Annotated in this window: 14 protein-coding genes; 9 read left to right on the plus strand and 5 right to left on the minus strand. The window is 65.8% G+C overall.

The window, feature by feature from the left end; all coding sequences use genetic code 11:
* Window positions 1-54 precede the first annotated feature (54 nt).
* From XH80_RS38380 to XH80_RS38415, 8 genes are all read left to right on the plus strand, one after another.
* Window positions 55-1,350: an amino acid deaminase gene (locus tag XH80_RS38380; protein ID WP_271603096.1), complete on the plus strand. Its 1,296-nt coding sequence runs from the start codon at window positions 55-57 to the stop codon at window positions 1,348-1,350.
* Between the two features lie 10 nt (window positions 1,351-1,360).
* The gene (locus XH80_RS38385) at window positions 1,361-2,020 is read left to right on the plus strand and encodes an amino acid ABC transporter permease (RefSeq protein WP_271603097.1); all 660 of its coding nucleotides are present in this window, start codon (window positions 1,361-1,363) and stop codon (window positions 2,018-2,020) included.
* A 10-nt stretch (window positions 2,021-2,030) separates the two neighbouring features.
* Window positions 2,031-2,681 (plus strand): amino acid ABC transporter permease, encoded by a 651-nt coding sequence (locus XH80_RS38390; protein ID WP_271603098.1) that lies wholly within the window; start codon window positions 2,031-2,033, stop codon window positions 2,679-2,681.
* The gene (locus XH80_RS38395; RefSeq protein ID WP_271603099.1) at window positions 2,668-3,396 is read left to right on the plus strand and encodes an amino acid ABC transporter ATP-binding protein; all 729 of its coding nucleotides are present in this window, start codon (window positions 2,668-2,670) and stop codon (window positions 3,394-3,396) included. Before XH80_RS38390 ends, XH80_RS38395 begins: the two co-directional genes overlap by 14 nt.
* Before the next feature lie 47 nt (window positions 3,397-3,443).
* Window positions 3,444-4,241, plus strand: a complete 798-nt coding sequence (locus XH80_RS38400) for a transporter substrate-binding domain-containing protein (RefSeq protein WP_271603100.1) — start codon at window positions 3,444-3,446, stop codon at window positions 4,239-4,241.
* A gap of 52 nt (window positions 4,242-4,293) precedes the next feature.
* Entirely contained in the window at window positions 4,294-4,638 is a 345-nt protein-coding gene (locus XH80_RS38405) for a RidA family protein (protein WP_057758116.1), read from the plus strand.
* Window positions 4,639-4,699: 61 nt separating this feature from the next.
* Entirely contained in the window at window positions 4,700-5,725 is a 1,026-nt protein-coding gene (locus XH80_RS38410; protein ID WP_271603101.1) for a succinylglutamate desuccinylase/aspartoacylase family protein, read from the plus strand.
* Between the two features lie 41 nt (window positions 5,726-5,766).
* Window positions 5,767-6,831 (plus strand): LacI family DNA-binding transcriptional regulator, encoded by a 1,065-nt coding sequence (locus XH80_RS38415; RefSeq protein WP_271603102.1) that lies wholly within the window; start codon window positions 5,767-5,769, stop codon window positions 6,829-6,831.
* A 9-nt stretch (window positions 6,832-6,840) separates the two neighbouring features.
* Here the strand turns inward: XH80_RS38415 and XH80_RS38420 are convergent, their stop codons facing one another.
* The 3 genes from XH80_RS38420 to guaB all read right to left on the minus strand — a co-directional run bounded on the left by XH80_RS38420 (window position 6,841) and on the right by guaB (window position 10,094).
* Window positions 6,841-7,140: a hypothetical protein gene (locus XH80_RS38420; RefSeq protein ID WP_271603103.1), complete on the minus strand. Its 300-nt coding sequence runs from the start codon at window positions 7,138-7,140 to the stop codon at window positions 6,841-6,843.
* 194 nt (window positions 7,141-7,334) lie between these two features.
* The gene (locus XH80_RS38425) at window positions 7,335-8,357 is read right to left on the minus strand and encodes an NADP-dependent oxidoreductase (protein ID WP_271603104.1); all 1,023 of its coding nucleotides are present in this window, start codon (window positions 8,355-8,357) and stop codon (window positions 7,335-7,337) included.
* Between the two features lie 243 nt (window positions 8,358-8,600).
* Window positions 8,601-10,094 (minus strand): IMP dehydrogenase, encoded by a 1,494-nt coding sequence (guaB, locus tag XH80_RS38430; protein WP_271603105.1) that lies wholly within the window; start codon window positions 10,092-10,094, stop codon window positions 8,601-8,603.
* 371 nt (window positions 10,095-10,465) lie between these two features.
* On the opposite strand from guaB, the gene XH80_RS38435 reads away from it, so the two are divergent.
* The gene (locus XH80_RS38435; RefSeq protein ID WP_057758124.1) at window positions 10,466-11,956 is read left to right on the plus strand and encodes an MFS transporter; all 1,491 of its coding nucleotides are present in this window, start codon (window positions 10,466-10,468) and stop codon (window positions 11,954-11,956) included.
* 4 nt (window positions 11,957-11,960) lie between these two features.
* Here XH80_RS38435 and XH80_RS38440 read toward each other — a convergent pair whose 3' ends face one another.
* Both XH80_RS38440 and XH80_RS38445 read right to left on the minus strand, forming a co-directional pair.
* Window positions 11,961-12,638 (minus strand): response regulator transcription factor, encoded by a 678-nt coding sequence (locus XH80_RS38440; RefSeq protein WP_271603106.1) that lies wholly within the window; start codon window positions 12,636-12,638, stop codon window positions 11,961-11,963.
* A complete protein-coding gene (locus XH80_RS38445; protein ID WP_271603107.1) occupies window positions 12,613-14,646 on the minus strand; it encodes an ATP-binding protein in 2,034 nt (677 codons plus the stop codon). The genes XH80_RS38440 and XH80_RS38445 overlap by 26 nt, the downstream gene beginning before the upstream one ends.
* Window positions 14,647-14,691 lie beyond the last annotated feature (45 nt).

Genomic DNA, 14,691 nt, shown 5'->3' on the forward strand with positions numbered 1-14,691 from the left:
TCATTCCCTCATATCGTCCTCTGCGCGGCCTTGAGCCGCGCGAGGGAGCGACCGATGCAGTTCTTGGCCCGGTGGGATAACGAGCGCCTGTCCGCGACGACGCGGGGCATTCCGCTTGTTGATGGCATTGCCACCGACGACATCGGCACCCGGGGCTGGCGACCTTCACGCGGAGATCTTGCCCTTCCCGCCCTCACCCTCGATGAGACCGCCTTCGCCGCCAATCGCGACCTCTTCCTGCGTTGGTGCAGGAGCAGCGGCGTTGTCGTTGCCCCGCACGCCAAGACGCCGATGTCCCCAGAGCTTGCGCGCTCGCTGCGCGAGGCCGGCGCCTGGGGCACGACTGTTGCGAACACCCAGCAGGCCGCTGTGCTGCTCAGCCATGGCGAGCGGCGCCTCTTGCTCGCCAACGAGATCGGCGGGCTCGCGGCTGGCCGGCGGCTCGGCGCGCTGCTGAGCGCCTATCCCGATGTCGAGCTTCATGCCTTTGCGGATTCACCTGAGGCGGTCGCAACGCTGGCCGAGGCGGCGCGTGTTGCCGATAGGCGCGAGCTGTCCGTGCTGATCGAGCTCGGCGCAGGCCGCGCCGGCGCGCGCGATCGCGCCGCCGTCGAGGCGACGATGGCCGCGGTGCTGGCCGCCGATCGCCTCACACTTGGCGGCGTTGCCGCTTACGAAGGTGCGGTCGCAACGGCCGACGCCGACGAGACCCTGCGCGCGATTGCAGCGCTGATGGAGCGCACCGTCGAGGCCTTCACCATGGTGCGCGCCGCTGCGCCTCGCCTGCCGCTGATCCTCAGTGCCGGAGGCTCCGCCTATTTCGATGTCGTGGCCCGCGCGCTCGCACCTGGCGCGCAGGCCGATGGCAACGCCACCATCGTGCTGCGCTCCGGCGCACTGTTCTTTGCCGATCACGGCATCTATGCCCGCGCCTTCACCGCGCTCGACCGGCGCGGTGGTCTCCTCATCGACGGTACGCATCACTCGGCGGCGCAAAGCTTTCGCCCGGCGCTGACGCTGTGGGCCGAAGTGCTGTCGCACCCTGAAGCCGGACTGGCGATCGCAGGCTTCGGCATGCGCGATGCCTCCTTCGACCAGGGATTGCCGGTTCCCCTGCGCGTCTTTCGCGACGGTGTCGAACAGGATGGGCTCGCCGGGCGCCTGTCGGTCACGCGTCTCAACGACCAGCACGCCTTCCTGAACGTTGCGCCCGATAGCCCGCTCGCAGTGGGCGATATCATCGCTTTCGGTATCTCGCATCCCTGCACCTGTCTCGACCGCTGGCGCGTGATCTTCGGCCTCGATGCCGACGGCGTCGTGAGGCGCGCCCTTCCCACCCAGTTCGGCTGAGAGCGCTACGATGAATTTCCTGCCGCTCTGGCGCTATCAGAACCAGCTCATCGACGGGGCCATGGTCACGCTCGAGCTGACGGTGATCTCGGCGTTGTGCGGACTCCTGATCGGCGTTGCCGGCGCGGTCGTGCTGAAGGGACGCAGCGCGCCGCTGCGTTTGATGGTGCGCGGCTACATCGAATTGTTCCGCAACACGCCCTCGCTGATCCAGATCTTCATCATCTTTTTCGTGCTGCCGAGTTTCGGCCTGAAGCTGCCGGCGTTCGAATCCGCTGCGGTCGCGCTGTCGCTGTATTTCGGCGCCTATTCGGTCGAGATCATCCGCGCGGGGCTCGATTCCATTCCGCCCAGCCAGGTTGAGGCCGGGCAATGCTTGGGGTTGTCAGGCTGGCAGGTGTTCCGTCACATCGTGCTGCCGCCGGCGCTGCGCAATGCCTATCCGGCCGTGACCAGCCAGTTCGTGCTGCTGCTGCTCGGCACCTCGCTCGCCTCACAGGTCGCGGCCGACGAGCTGTTTCATGTCGCCGGCTTCATCGAGAGCCGCACCTATCGCAGCTTCGAGGTCTACGCGGTGATCTGCGTGGTCTATTTCGCGATGGCGATGGCGTTCAAGGCGCTGTTCGCGATCATCGCGGCGGCCGCCTCCCGCTGGCCGCGACGGCGCTGAGGGACAGGCGATGCGCTCCTTCACCCTCATCGACTTCGTCTCGCTGTTTTCGGCCCTGCGCTGGACCGTCGCGCTGGTCGTGCTCGCGCTCACCTTCGGCGCGCCGCTGGCGCTCGGCCTCGCAATGGGTCGCATCAGCCGCTTCAAGGGCCTGCGCTGGGCGATGGCGGCGCTGATCCAGACCATCCAGAGCGTGCCGCTGCTCGGGCTGTTGTTCTTCTTCTATTTCGGCATGCCCGTCTTCCTCGGCATCCAGGTGCCCGCGATCATCGCGGTCACCGTCGCCTACACGCTCTACACCGCCGCCTTCCTCGGCGAGATCTGGCGCGGCGGGCTCGAGGCCGTGAAGCAGGCGCAGTGGGAGGCCGGTGCCTGCCTCGGCCTCTCCGCCTGGCAGCAGTTCCGCCACATCGTCGCGCCGCAGGCGCTGCGCCTGTCGCTGCCGCCGACCGTCGGCTTCCTGGTGCAGCTGATCAAAGGCACCTCGCTCGCCTCGATCCTCGGCTTCGTCGAGCTCGCCCGCGCCGGGCAAGTGGTGAGCGCGGCGACGTTCCAACCGCTGCTCACCTATGCGCTGGTCGCTGCGATCTATTTCGCGCTGTGCCTGCCGCTCACGCTCTGGTCCCGCTCCCTGGAGGCCCGCCTCGATGGCTCTCGTTGAAATTCGCGACGTGCACAAGACATTCGGCAAGACCGAGGTGCTCAAGGGCGTCTCGCTCGACGTCGAGGAAGGCGAGATCGTCACCATTATCGGCCGCTCGGGCTCGGGCAAGTCGACACTGCTCCGCTGCATCAACGCGCTGGAGAGCGTCGATTCTGGCGAGATCCGCGTCGAGGGCCAAAAGGTCCACGCCAAGATGCCGGACCTGAAGAAATTCCGTCAGCGCGTCGGCATCGTATTCCAGGCCTTCAATTTGTTTCCGCATCTGAAGGTCGAGCGCAACATTACGCTCGCCCCGCTGCTCACCGGCCGTATCGACAAATCGAAGGCCCGCGCACTCGCCGAGGACGTGCTGATCCGCGTCGGCCTCGCCGACAAGATCGACGCCTGGCCGGAGCAGCTCTCTGGCGGCCAGCAGCAGCGCGTTGCGATTGCGCGGTGCCTGGCCATGGCCCCTCACCTCATGCTGTTCGACGAGGTGACCTCCGCGCTCGATCCCGAGCTCGTCGGCGAAGTGCTGAAGGTGATGGAGGCGATGGCCAAGCAAGGCATGACCATGATCCTCGTCACCCATGAGATGGGCTTTGCCCGCAACGTCGCCAACCGCATCGTCTTCATGCATCAGGGCCGCGTCTGGGAGCAGGGCTCGCCGGCCAAACTATTCGCAAACCCTGAAACACCCGAGCTCGCAAGCTTCATCGCTTCGGCGAAATGAACGTCGTCCCACCAATCCGGCCATCGTGCCGCCACCAGGAGAAAGCCATGAGAAAGCGGAAGTCCCTCTTCACGGTCGTAGCAGCGGCACTTGCCGTCCTCGCTGCGACAAGCCTTGCCAAGGCCGACAAGCTCCAGGACGTGCTCGGCGCGGGCAAGCTGCGCGTCGGCATCCTCACCGATGCCGCTCCCTGGGGCTTCAAGGACGACAAGGGCGAGATCGCAGGTCTCGATGCCGATCTCGCCAAGCTGATTGCGGCCGACATGGGCGCGAAGCTGGAGCTCGTGCCGGTGACGGGCCCGGCGCGCATTCCGAGCCTCTTGTCCGACAAGATCGACATCCTCATCGCGGGCCTCGGCGCCACGCCGGAGCGCGCCCAGCAGGTGATGTTCTCGCAGCCCTATGCGGTGGTGAATCTCGGCGTCTACGGTGCGAAATCGATTCCCGCTGCCACCGGAAAGAAACCCGACAATCTGGAGGGGCGCACCGTCGCGGTCGCCAAGGGCACGACGCTCGACGTCTGGCTGACCGACAATGCGCCGAAGGTGAAGCTGGTGCGCTTCGAGGATACGCCGGCCGCACTCGCCGCGTTCCTGGCGGGACAGGCCGACACCTTCGCCGAGAACAGCGCCATCGCGATCAAGGCGCAGGAGCAGAACCCGACCAAGGAGATCGAGCTCAAATTCCTGATCCGCCAGTCGCCCGCCCATGTCGGCGTGCGCCAGGGCGAGCAAAATCTGCTCAACTGGATCAACACCGATATCTTCACCAACAAGCTCAATGGCAAGCTCGGCGCGCTGCAACTGAAATGGTTCAAGGAAGAGCAGACGCTGCCGACGCTGTAAGTTCAGACCGGCTCCCGCGATTCTGCGGGAGCCGCCCGTAGGAGAATTCGAGATGATCAAACGTTATGTCGTCGGCTCGCGCATGAGTCAGGCCGTCGCGGCGGGCGGCATGGTGCACATCGCAGGTCAAGTCGCCGATGACCGCAAGGCGGGCATCGTGTCGCAGACGCAGCAGGTGCTCGCCAAGATCGACGCGTTGCTGAAGGAAGCCGGCTCCAACCGCTCCAGGCTGATCGCGGTCAACGTGTTCCTGCCTCACATCACCGACTTCGAGACCATGAACTCGGTCTACGACGCCTGGATCGACCCGGCCAATCCGCCGGCGCGTGCCTGCGTCGAAGCCCGCCTGGCCGATCCCGATCTGCGCGTCGAGATGACCGCGGTCGCGTTGCTCTGAGCGCCGTTCTTTTGTTCAACCTTTGGCCGCCACCGGCGACGGTGCGGCCGCGAGGCAAACCATGCATACCGGACTTTTCCACGAGATCGATTTCGAGAAGGACCAGAAATGGTCGGGCCATCTCGGCATTCCCTTTTCGATCGATCGCTCGCCCTACTTCCAGCTCAAGATTCCGATCTTCCGGATCAAGAACGGTGCCGGCCCAAAGCTGCTGCTGATGGCCGGCAATCATGGTGACGAATATGAGGGCGAGATCACGCTGACGCGGCTGTATCGCCGGCTCGATGTTACGGCCGTCAAGGGCGAGATCACCATTCTTCCGTTCGCCAATCTGCCGGCGGTGATGGCGGCACGGCGCCGCTCGCCGCTCGACGAGGGCAATCTCAACCGCGCCTTCCCCGGCGATGCCGGGGGCACGCCGACGTTCCGCCTTGCGCATTTCCTCGAGCACGAGCTGTTTCCGCGCCATGATGTCGTCTTCGACATCCATTCCGGCGGCACGTCGATGGCGCATGTGCCCTGCGCACTGATCGAGCGGCAGGGACCGCCCGAGATGTTCGGCCATGCGCTGCGCCTGATGGAAGGGCTTGGCATGCCCTTCGCCTTCGTCGCCGAGAACGGCGCCGCTGCACCGACCTCGATGGCCGCTGCCGCGCGTGCCGGCGCGATCGGCCTCTCGGGTGAATTCGGCGGCGGCGGCACCGTCACGCCGCAGACGATGGCGCTGACCGCGCGCGCCGTCGACCGCCTCCTGCTCGCGCTCGGCCTGGTTCAGGCACCTGTGCTCGGACCGCACGCGCCGGTCGAGCGCGCCAGCGAATTGCTGGCGCTGCAAAGCCACGCGCAGGCGGTGTTCGCGACACGCCGCGGCTGGTTCGAGCCGGCCGTCACCGTCGGCGCGCGGGTCAAGGCCGGCGACATCGCCGGCTGGTACCATGATTTCGAGCGGCCGGAGCTGGCGGAAGAGGTGCTGCGCTTCCCCGCCGACGGCATCGTGATCTCGCAACGCCTGCACACCGACAGCCAGAGCGGCGACTGCCTGGTCCAGGTCGGCCGCGGGCTCTCTCGCGACGAGGTAACGCGCTGAGCTTTGGAGAGACCACCGACTTCGACTAACCTTTGGAACCGATGACCGATCCGGCCAAGCCGAGCTATGACGATGTGGTGCGCATTCCGGCGCCGCCCGGCCGCAGCAATGCGACCGGGCGGCCGCCGCGCATCGAGGAGGTCGCGGAGCGCGCAGGCGTGTCGCCGATCACGGTGTCGCGCGTGCTGCGCCACCCCGAAAAGGTCAATCGCGAAACGCGCGAGCGCATCCTCGAAGTGATCGAAGCGACCGGCTATGCCTCCAACCCACATGCGCGCGCGCTGCGCTCGGGCCGCTCGAACGTGGTCGTCGCCTTTGTCTCCAACATCCTCAGCCAGCAGTTCGGCCTTGCCGTGCGCAGCTTCGCCGCAACGCTCGAGCCCGAGGGTTTTGAAGTGCTGGTCGGCCAGACCTCCTACTCCTATGCCAAGGAGGTTGCGATGATCCAGTCGCTGCGCGGCATCAGGCCCGCGGCGGTGATGTTCACGGGCGTGATCGAGCTCGAGGAGAATCGTGCCGCACTTGCCGAACTCGGAATTCCCGTGATCGAGACCTGGGCCTATCCGCGCGATCCCATCGACATGCTGGTCGGCCTGCCCAATGCCGATGCCGGCGCGATGGCGGCGAGCAGGCTGGCGACCGCCGGGCACCGCCGCGTCGCCTTCATCGGCCGCAGCAGCGGCCGTGGCGCGCTGCGCCGCGACGGATTTCGCGCAGCGGCGGCGCAGCTGGGGCTCACTGTTGTGCACGAGATCAGCGTCGGTGAAATCACCGGGCTCGTCGACGGCCGCGCCGCGTTCACCGCCCTGCTCGAGCGCGGCGACCGCGTCGATGCCGTGTTCTGCGCCAACGATCTGCTCGCAACCGGCGCGCTGATCGAGGCCCGCGCCCGCGGGCTCTCGGTGCCGCGCGATCTCGCCGTGCTCGGCTTCGGCGACAACGACGTTGCCGATCAGATTACGCCGGGACTCACCACCATCTCGTTCGATGCCGGGGCAGTGGGTCGTATCGCGGGCGAACTGCTGCTGGCACGGCTATCGGGCACGCCGCGCGGCGCGCAGCAGCTGGCCGTCGATCTGTTCCTGATTGAACGCGGCAGCGTCTGAGCGGGCAGCTCAGGCGACGCTCTTGAGATCCTGCTGGATCGCAGCCAGCAACGACTGCAGCGCATCGCTGCTCACTGGCTTGGCCGTCGGATCATTGGCCTGCACGATCTTGGTTGGCTGGACTGGCTTGACTGGACGACTGGGAAAACACGGAGGAGGTGTCGGCATGACGGGAGCGGCGAAGTCGCCCTCGTCCTCGCTGTGCACGAACTTGCCGTGGATGACGTCGTCATGGCGGCCCATGACATACATGGCCGCCCAATAGCCGGCAGCCAGCAGGATTACGCAGAAAATACCGATCTCTAACATCGCAACACCCTAAATATGCGCGATGATTCAATGGGCTTCACCCCGGCGTCAATGAACCCTCGGTCACAGCTTGCGTCTTTTACGGGCAGGTGTGGCCGATCGGTAACTATTCGTTAACCACCAACGTCTGGCGTGTGGCGGCAGCGCAACTCCAGGACGCTCCAAGCCTCCTGGAGACGCCAAAAGCCCAGGCTTTAGGCCTTGTCCGGCCCGACCCGGACCAGCTGCTTGCCGAAATTGGCACCCTTCAGGAGCCCGATGAAGGCGCCCGGAGCGCTCTCCAGGCCCTCGGTGACGAATTCCTTGTATTTCACCTTGCCGTCACGGACCCACCCGGACATGTCGCGCAGGAAGTCGCCATGGCGCGAGGCGAAATCGGAGACGATGAAGCCGCGGAAGGTCAGCCGCTTGGTCAGCGTCGCGCGCATCAGCGATGCGGCCCATTTCGGCGGCTTGGCTTCGGTGTCGTTGTAATGCGCGATCAGGCCGCAGACCGGCACGCGCGCGAACGGATTGAGCAGCGGGAACACCGCCTCGAACACGGCGCCGCCGACATTCTCGAAATAGACGTCGATGCCATCAGGGCACGCGTCCTTCAGCTTCGCCGCCAGATCGGGATCGCGGTGATCGATGCAGGCATCGAAGCCGAGCTCCTTCACCACGTAATCGCACTTGTCCTTGCCGCCGGCGATGCCGACCGCACGCGCGCCCTTGATCTTCGCGATCTGGCCGACGGCGGAGCCGACTGCGCCTGATGCTCCGGCGACGACGACGGTCTCGCCGGCTTGCGGCTTGCCGATGTCGAGCAGGCCGGTGTAGGCGGTCATGCCGGGCATGCCGAGCACACCGATCGAGGTCGAGATCGGGCCGAGCCTGGGATCGACCTTGATGAGGCCCTTGCCGTTCGAGATCGCATGCGTCTGCCAGCCGGTGCGTGCGCGCACGATATCGCCTACCGCAAAATCAGGATTGTTGGAGGCTGCGACTTCGCTCACCGCCTCGCCTTCCATCACGCCGCCGACCGGCACCGGCGCGGCGTAGGACGGACCATCGCTCATGCGCCCGCGCATATAGGGATCGAGCGACAGCCAGATCGTGCGCAGCAGAACCTCGCCAGCGCCGGGCGTTGGCACTGCGAATTCCTCGATGCGGAAATCGGACGGCTTTGGTTCACCGACGGGACGCGCGGCGAGAACGATGCGTTTGGCTTGGGACATGGCTTCCTCCTGACTGCTTGTTGCAGTCATTTAGGAGGTAGGCGGGAATGAAGCAAATCCCAACACGCGCTGTCATGCCCCGCCTAGTGCGCAATTGCGCACGGGGGCGGGGCATCCAGTACTCCGAGACGATAGTGATTGAACCGGGAAGCCGCAGCGTACTGGATTCCCCGCCTTCGCGGGGAATGACGCCGCCGGTGAGGAGAGTGCGCCCAAACAAACGCGCAGCCGCGAGCGAAGCGCCTAACCCCCGCCCGGATAATTCGGCGCCTCGCGCGTGATGGTGACGTCGTGGACGTGGCTTTCGCGCAGGCCCGCGCCGGTGATGCGGACGAACTGCGCCTTCTCGTGCAGCTCCTTCATGTCCTTGGCGCCGACATAACCCATCGCCGCACGGAGGCCGCCGGCGAGCTGGTGCATGACGTTGCCGACCGGGCCCTTATAGGGCACCTGGCCTTCGATGCCTTCAGGCACGAGCTTGAGCGAGTCCTTGATGTCCTGCTGGAAGTAGCGGTCGGCAGATCCCCGCGCCATCGCGCCGACCGAGCCCATGCCGCGATAGGCCTTGTAGGAACGGCCCTGCCACAGGAACACTTCGCCGGGAGTCTCGTCGGTGCCGGCGAGCAGCGAGCCGACCATGGCGATGTCGGCGCCGGCGGCGAGCGCCTTGGCGAGATCGCCGGAGAACTTGATGCCGCCGTCGGCAATGACGGGAATGTCGGACTTCTTGGCCGCCTCGACCGCGTCCATGATCGCGGTGAGCTGCGGCACGCCGACGCCGGCGACGATGCGCGTCGTGCAGATCGAGCCCGGGCCGATGCCGACCTTGATGCAATCAGCGCCCGCATCGATCAGCGCCTGCGCGCCGTCCGAGGTCGCGACGTTGCCGGCGACGACCTGCACCGAATTTGAGAGACGCTTGATGCGGTTCACCGCATGCAGCACGTGGCGGGAATGGCCGTGCGCGGTATCGACGACGACGAGGTCGACGCCGGCATCGATCAGGCGCTCGGTGCGCTCGAAGCCGGTGTCACCGACGGTGGTGGCGGCGGCGACGCGCAGGCGCCCTTGCGCGTCCTTGCAGGCGAGCGGATGGGCGACCGCCTTCTCGATGTCCTTGACGGTGATCAGGCCGACGCAGCGATATTGATCGTCGACCACCAGCAGCTTCTCGATGCGGTGATGATGCAGCATCCGCTTGGCTTCGTCCTGGCTGACATTCTCGCGCACCGTGACGAGGTTCTCGTGCGTCATCAGCTCGGAGACTTTTTGCCGGCGGTCGGTGGCAAAACGCACGTCGCGGTTGGTGAGGATGCCGACCAGCTTGCCGGGCGTCGCCTTGCCTGCACCGGTGACGACGGGAATGCCGGAGATGCCGTGATCGCTCATCAGCTTGAGCGCATCGTCGAGCGTGGCCTCGGGGCTGATGGTGAGCGGGTTCACCACCATGCCCGACTCGTACCGCTTGACCTGCCGCACCTGGGCGGCCTGCCCTTCCGGATCGAAATTGCGGTGGATGACGCCGAGGCCGCCGGCCTGCGCCATGGCGATCGCCATGCGGGCCTCGGTGACCGTGTCCATGGCGGAGGCCATGATCGGGATGTTGAGCGGGATGGCGCGGGTGACGCGGGAGCGGATGTCGACCTCGCCCGGCATGACGTCGGACAGGCCCGGCTTGAGCAGCACGTCGTCGAACGTAAATGCTTCGCGGATGCCCTGAAGTTGCACCGTGGCCATATGCCAACTCCTTCCTGCGGCCCTGCCGCAAATGAGAATGGATGAGCGCCGCCCTCGGCGTACCTTGCGGCATCGCCTTGAGAATCGGAGCCCATCGGTGGGGTTGACGCGGGTCGATAGCATGTCCGCGTGACGAATCAAAGCAAATCGGGCCGCTGGCCAGCCATGCACAGGCTTTTTACGTGAATTTAGCGGGGATTGCCCAGCGCCCCCCGGTCATTCCGGGGTGCGTCGAAGTCGCGAGCCCCGGAATGACGTAGGAACGAGCGCAGGATTTAGGTGCTATGCGTCGATCTGCAATGGTCCCGCCGGGGTGGCGGTGATAAGCCGAAATTCTCGCCCTCCCACCCCATTTCCATGACCAACCCGACATGATCGACAAGCAACGCATCATTCCGCTGATCGTGGCCACGGCTCTCTTCATGGAGAACATGGATTCCACCGTCATCGCCACCTCGCTGCCGGCGATCGCGGCCGATATCGGCACCAGCCCGCTGACGCTGAAACTCGCGATCACCTCGTACCTGCTGTCGCTCGCCGTGTTCATCCCCGCGAGTGGCTGGACCGCTGACAGGTTTGGCGCGCGTCTGGTGTTCGCGATCGCGGTCGGCGTGTTCATGATCGGCTCGGTCGGCTGCGCGCTGTCAGGTTCGGTCACCGGCTTCGTGTTCGCACGCATCCTGCAAGGCATGGGCGGCGCGATGATGACGCCGGTGGGACGCCTCGTGCTGCTGCGCTCGGTCGACAAGAGCGCGCTCGTCAACGCGATGGCCTGGGTGACGGTCCCTGCCCTGATCGGTCCCGTGATCGGCCCGCCGCTCGGCGGCTTCATCACCACCTACGCGTCTTGGCACTGGATCTTCCTGATCAATATCCCGATCGGGCTGCTCGGCATCTTCATGGCCTTGAAGTTCATCGATCCGATCAAGAGCGAGACGCAGGAGAAGTTCGATCTCTACGGCATGGTGCTCGCCGGCGTCGGACTTGCAGGCATCGCCTTCGGTCTTTCGGTCGCAGGCCTCAATTTGTTGCCGTGGAGCACGGTGGCGGCCCTGGTCGCGGGCGGCGCGATCTCGATGACGCTCTACGTCATTCATGCCCGGCGGACGGGCTCGCCAGTGCTGGATTTCTCGCTGCTCAGGCTGCCGACGCTGCGCGCGGCGATTATCGGCGGGTTCCTGTTCCGACTCGGCATCGGCGCCCTGCCCTTCCTCTTGCCATTGTTGATGCAGATCGGCTTCGGGCTCACGCCATTCCACTCCGGTCTCGTCACCTTCTCCTCCTCGCTCGGTGCCATGGGCATGAAGACGCTGGCGGCACGGCTCATCCGCGCCTTCGGCTTCCGCAACCTGATGACGGTGAATGCGATCGTCAGCGCGTTCTTCCTCGGCGTCTGCGCGCTGTTCACGGTGACGACGCCGCTTCTGATCATCATGGTCATCCTGGTGGTCGGCGGTTTCTTCCGCTCGCTGGAGTTCACCGCGATCAACACCGTGGCCTATGCCGAGGTCGAGAGCCCGCAGATGAGCCGGGCCACCACGCTGGTCAGCGTCAACCAGCAGCTCGCAGTCTCCGCTGGCGTCGCGGTCGGAGCCGCCTCGGTGGAGACGACGATGTGGCTGAACCACGTCAGCGAGCTCAACGCCACCGTGTTCATGCCGGCCTTTGTCGTGGTGGCGCTGACCTCGGCGGCATCGAGCTTTTTCTTCTGGCAGATGCCCGCCGATGCCGGCCACGAGATCTCCGGCCGCAAGGCGATCGAGGTTGCAAGCCGCAAGGGCGCGGCGAAGAGCGCCGCGAGCGCCGCGGTCAAGGCGGCGACGGAAGACACGCAGGACATGCGGGATCAGCGGCTGGGGTGAGGACCTATGCCTGGAGCGGCATCAGCGCATAGCCGACGCCGCGGATGGTTGCGATCGGAGCGGCCGTTCCCTCGTACTGCATCTTGCGACGCAGCCGCACGATCAGATTGTCGACCGTGTGCTCGCTGATCTCGCGCGGATCGCGATTGGAGATGACGTCGAGCAGGAAATCGCGGCTTAGCGGCCGCGTCATTTGCGCGGCAAGAGCCGCGAGGATGTTGAATTCACCCGAGGTCAGCTTGACCATGCTGCCGTCGGGCCGAAACAGCTCGCGCCGGACCGGATCGAGAATCCATCCGTCGAACGTAATGATCTTTTCCTTGGTCCGCCGCAATACGCTGCGGATGCGGGCAAGCAGCGTTCGCAGATTGATCGGCTTGGAGATATAGTCGTCACCGCCAGCCTCGAGCCCGGACAGAACGTCGTCATCGGAATCGCGGCTGGTGACGAAGATCAACCCGCATTGCTCCCCGAGCCGCAATTCACGCGCGAGCGCAATACCGTCAGCGTCCGGCAGGTTGATGTCGAGCAGGACGATGTCGGGCCTGAGCGCAGCGAGCCCCGCACGCAGCTCGCCGCCGGTCGCCATGCCGTGCGTAACCATGCCCTCTTCCTGGAGGAACGACGTCAGCATCAGCCGGATCTCCGGCGCGTCCTCAACCACCAGTATGATCGTCGACATTGGTTCCTTCGAACGCGCGGTTGGTTGAAGCGGGCGCCAGCCTGCCCTGAGCGGCGACATCCAGCTCCCGCAGCACGAGCCTGATCTGCCGCCTGAGCGCCTTCACGGCTTCGTCCCGGTCGCCGCGGCTCACCCCGGCAGTCTTCGCCGCCAGCAGCGCGTCATCGGCGCGCGCGGCGAGTTCAGGCATTCGTAGGTTTGCCGCGCTCCCCCTGATGCGGTGGGCGATGCTTGCGAGATCCTTCGGCGCCAAGTCGCGGCGCGCCAAGTCGCGGTCGAGTTCCACGAGGCTGTCGGCGAACAGCCCCTGCAATTCATCGATGCGATCACGCTCAAACACCTCTTCGAGCGCGAACGATCCGTGCGCCTGCGGCGGTGCCAGAAACGCCTCGATCCTCCAGACGATGTCATCAGCGGCAAGCGCGGGCGCCAGCGCGAGATCGGCGCCCTCCTCCAGCAGCATCGCGGCTTGGCCATCGGAGGGAATGCCGATGATGAACATGCCTTTGCCTTCCCCTGCGGTGCGCTCGCGCAGCGATCGCAGAAATCCCGAGGGCGGGGCGACCGCCACCAGCGCGGCGAATTCCCGCGCAGACACCATCGTGCCGGCCGCTTCGAACGACTGGGCCGGAAAAACGCGAAATCCGAGTTGCTGCAGCGGAGCGTGCGCTGCCTTGCGTTCGTCGCCCACCACGAGAACGTCGCCACCAGCTTTCAGGGAAATGCTCGGGCCGGATACCGGCCAGCGCCGGGATTGCAGCGCGGCCTCGATCGCCGCGTGCAGGGCGGCGACGTCGATCGGCTTCGCCAGATGTCCGTCCATACCCGCGGCGAGGCACGCGGCGACATCCTCCGACATGACGTTGGCGGTGAGCGCAACGATCGGAACCCGGCTGTGCGGAGGCGCCAGGGCGCGGATTCGACGCGTCGCCTCGAGCCCGTCCACGTCAGGCATCTGCATGTCCATCAGGACCGCATCGAATCGCGCGCACTGCACGAGTTCGATCGCCTGCTCGCCCGATTTGACCAGCGCGATGCTGTGGCCAGCCTTTTCCAGAATCCCGCGCGCGACCATCGCGTTGACGGGAAGGTCCTCGACGAGCAGCAGATTGAGCCGCCTGACATGTAGAGCCGCCGCCTCGACCACATCGCGCCCCACCGGCTCACGGGTTGCCGGCAGCGGCAAGCTGAAGCGAAAGCGGCTGCCCCGCCCCGGCGTGCTCTCGACGTCGATCTCGCCGTTCATACCGTCGACGAGCCGCTTGCAGATCGCAAGTCCAAGTCCAGTGCCGCCGAAGCGACGCCGGATCGACGCGTCCGCCTGGCCGAACGCCTGGAAGAGGTGCGCCCGTTGCTCCGGCGTGATCCCGATGCCGGTATCCGACACGCAGAACATGGTCCGTGCCTGCTGGTCCGGTCGAGCGGCCGTGACTTCGATGGTGACGCTGCCCTGGCTGGTGAACTTCAGGGCGTTGCCAATCAGGTTGAACAGGATCTGCCGCACCCGCGACGGATCGCCGAGCACCCATTGCGGCACCAGCGGCGAGAGCACCAGTTGCAGGCTCAATCCCTTTTCCTGCGCCCGCGGCGTCATCAGATTGACGATCTCGCGCAGGCTCTGCCGGAGATCGAACGGCGCGCGCTCATAGAGCTCGGCCTGCCGTTCGAGCTTGGAGATGTCGAGAATGTCGTCGAGGATGTTGAGGAGCCCCTCCGCCGACGATTTGATGATCGACAGACGCTTGCGTTGCGAGGGCGGTAGCGGCTCGTCGAGCGCCAGTTGCGCCATGCCGAGGATGCCGTTCATGGGCGTGCGGATCTCGTGGCTCATGACCGCAAGGAAGTCCGCCTTGACGTTCGCGGCCGCTTCCGCCGCATCCTTGGCCTCGCGCAAATCGAGGTTGATCTGCCGCTCGCGCGCGATACGCAGATATTCCTCGCGCCGGAGTCGGTTGAACTGTGTACGCGCCACGGCGCCGACGACGTAGCCGACCAGCACGATCAGCATGATGATCGTGAGATCGAGCGGGCTCTCCGGATCCGGCCTCAGCAC

Origin of the sequence: Bradyrhizobium sp. CCBAU 45384 (assembly GCF_028128665.1) — a bacterium.
Classification (GTDB): domain Bacteria; phylum Pseudomonadota; class Alphaproteobacteria; order Rhizobiales; family Xanthobacteraceae; genus Bradyrhizobium; species Bradyrhizobium manausense.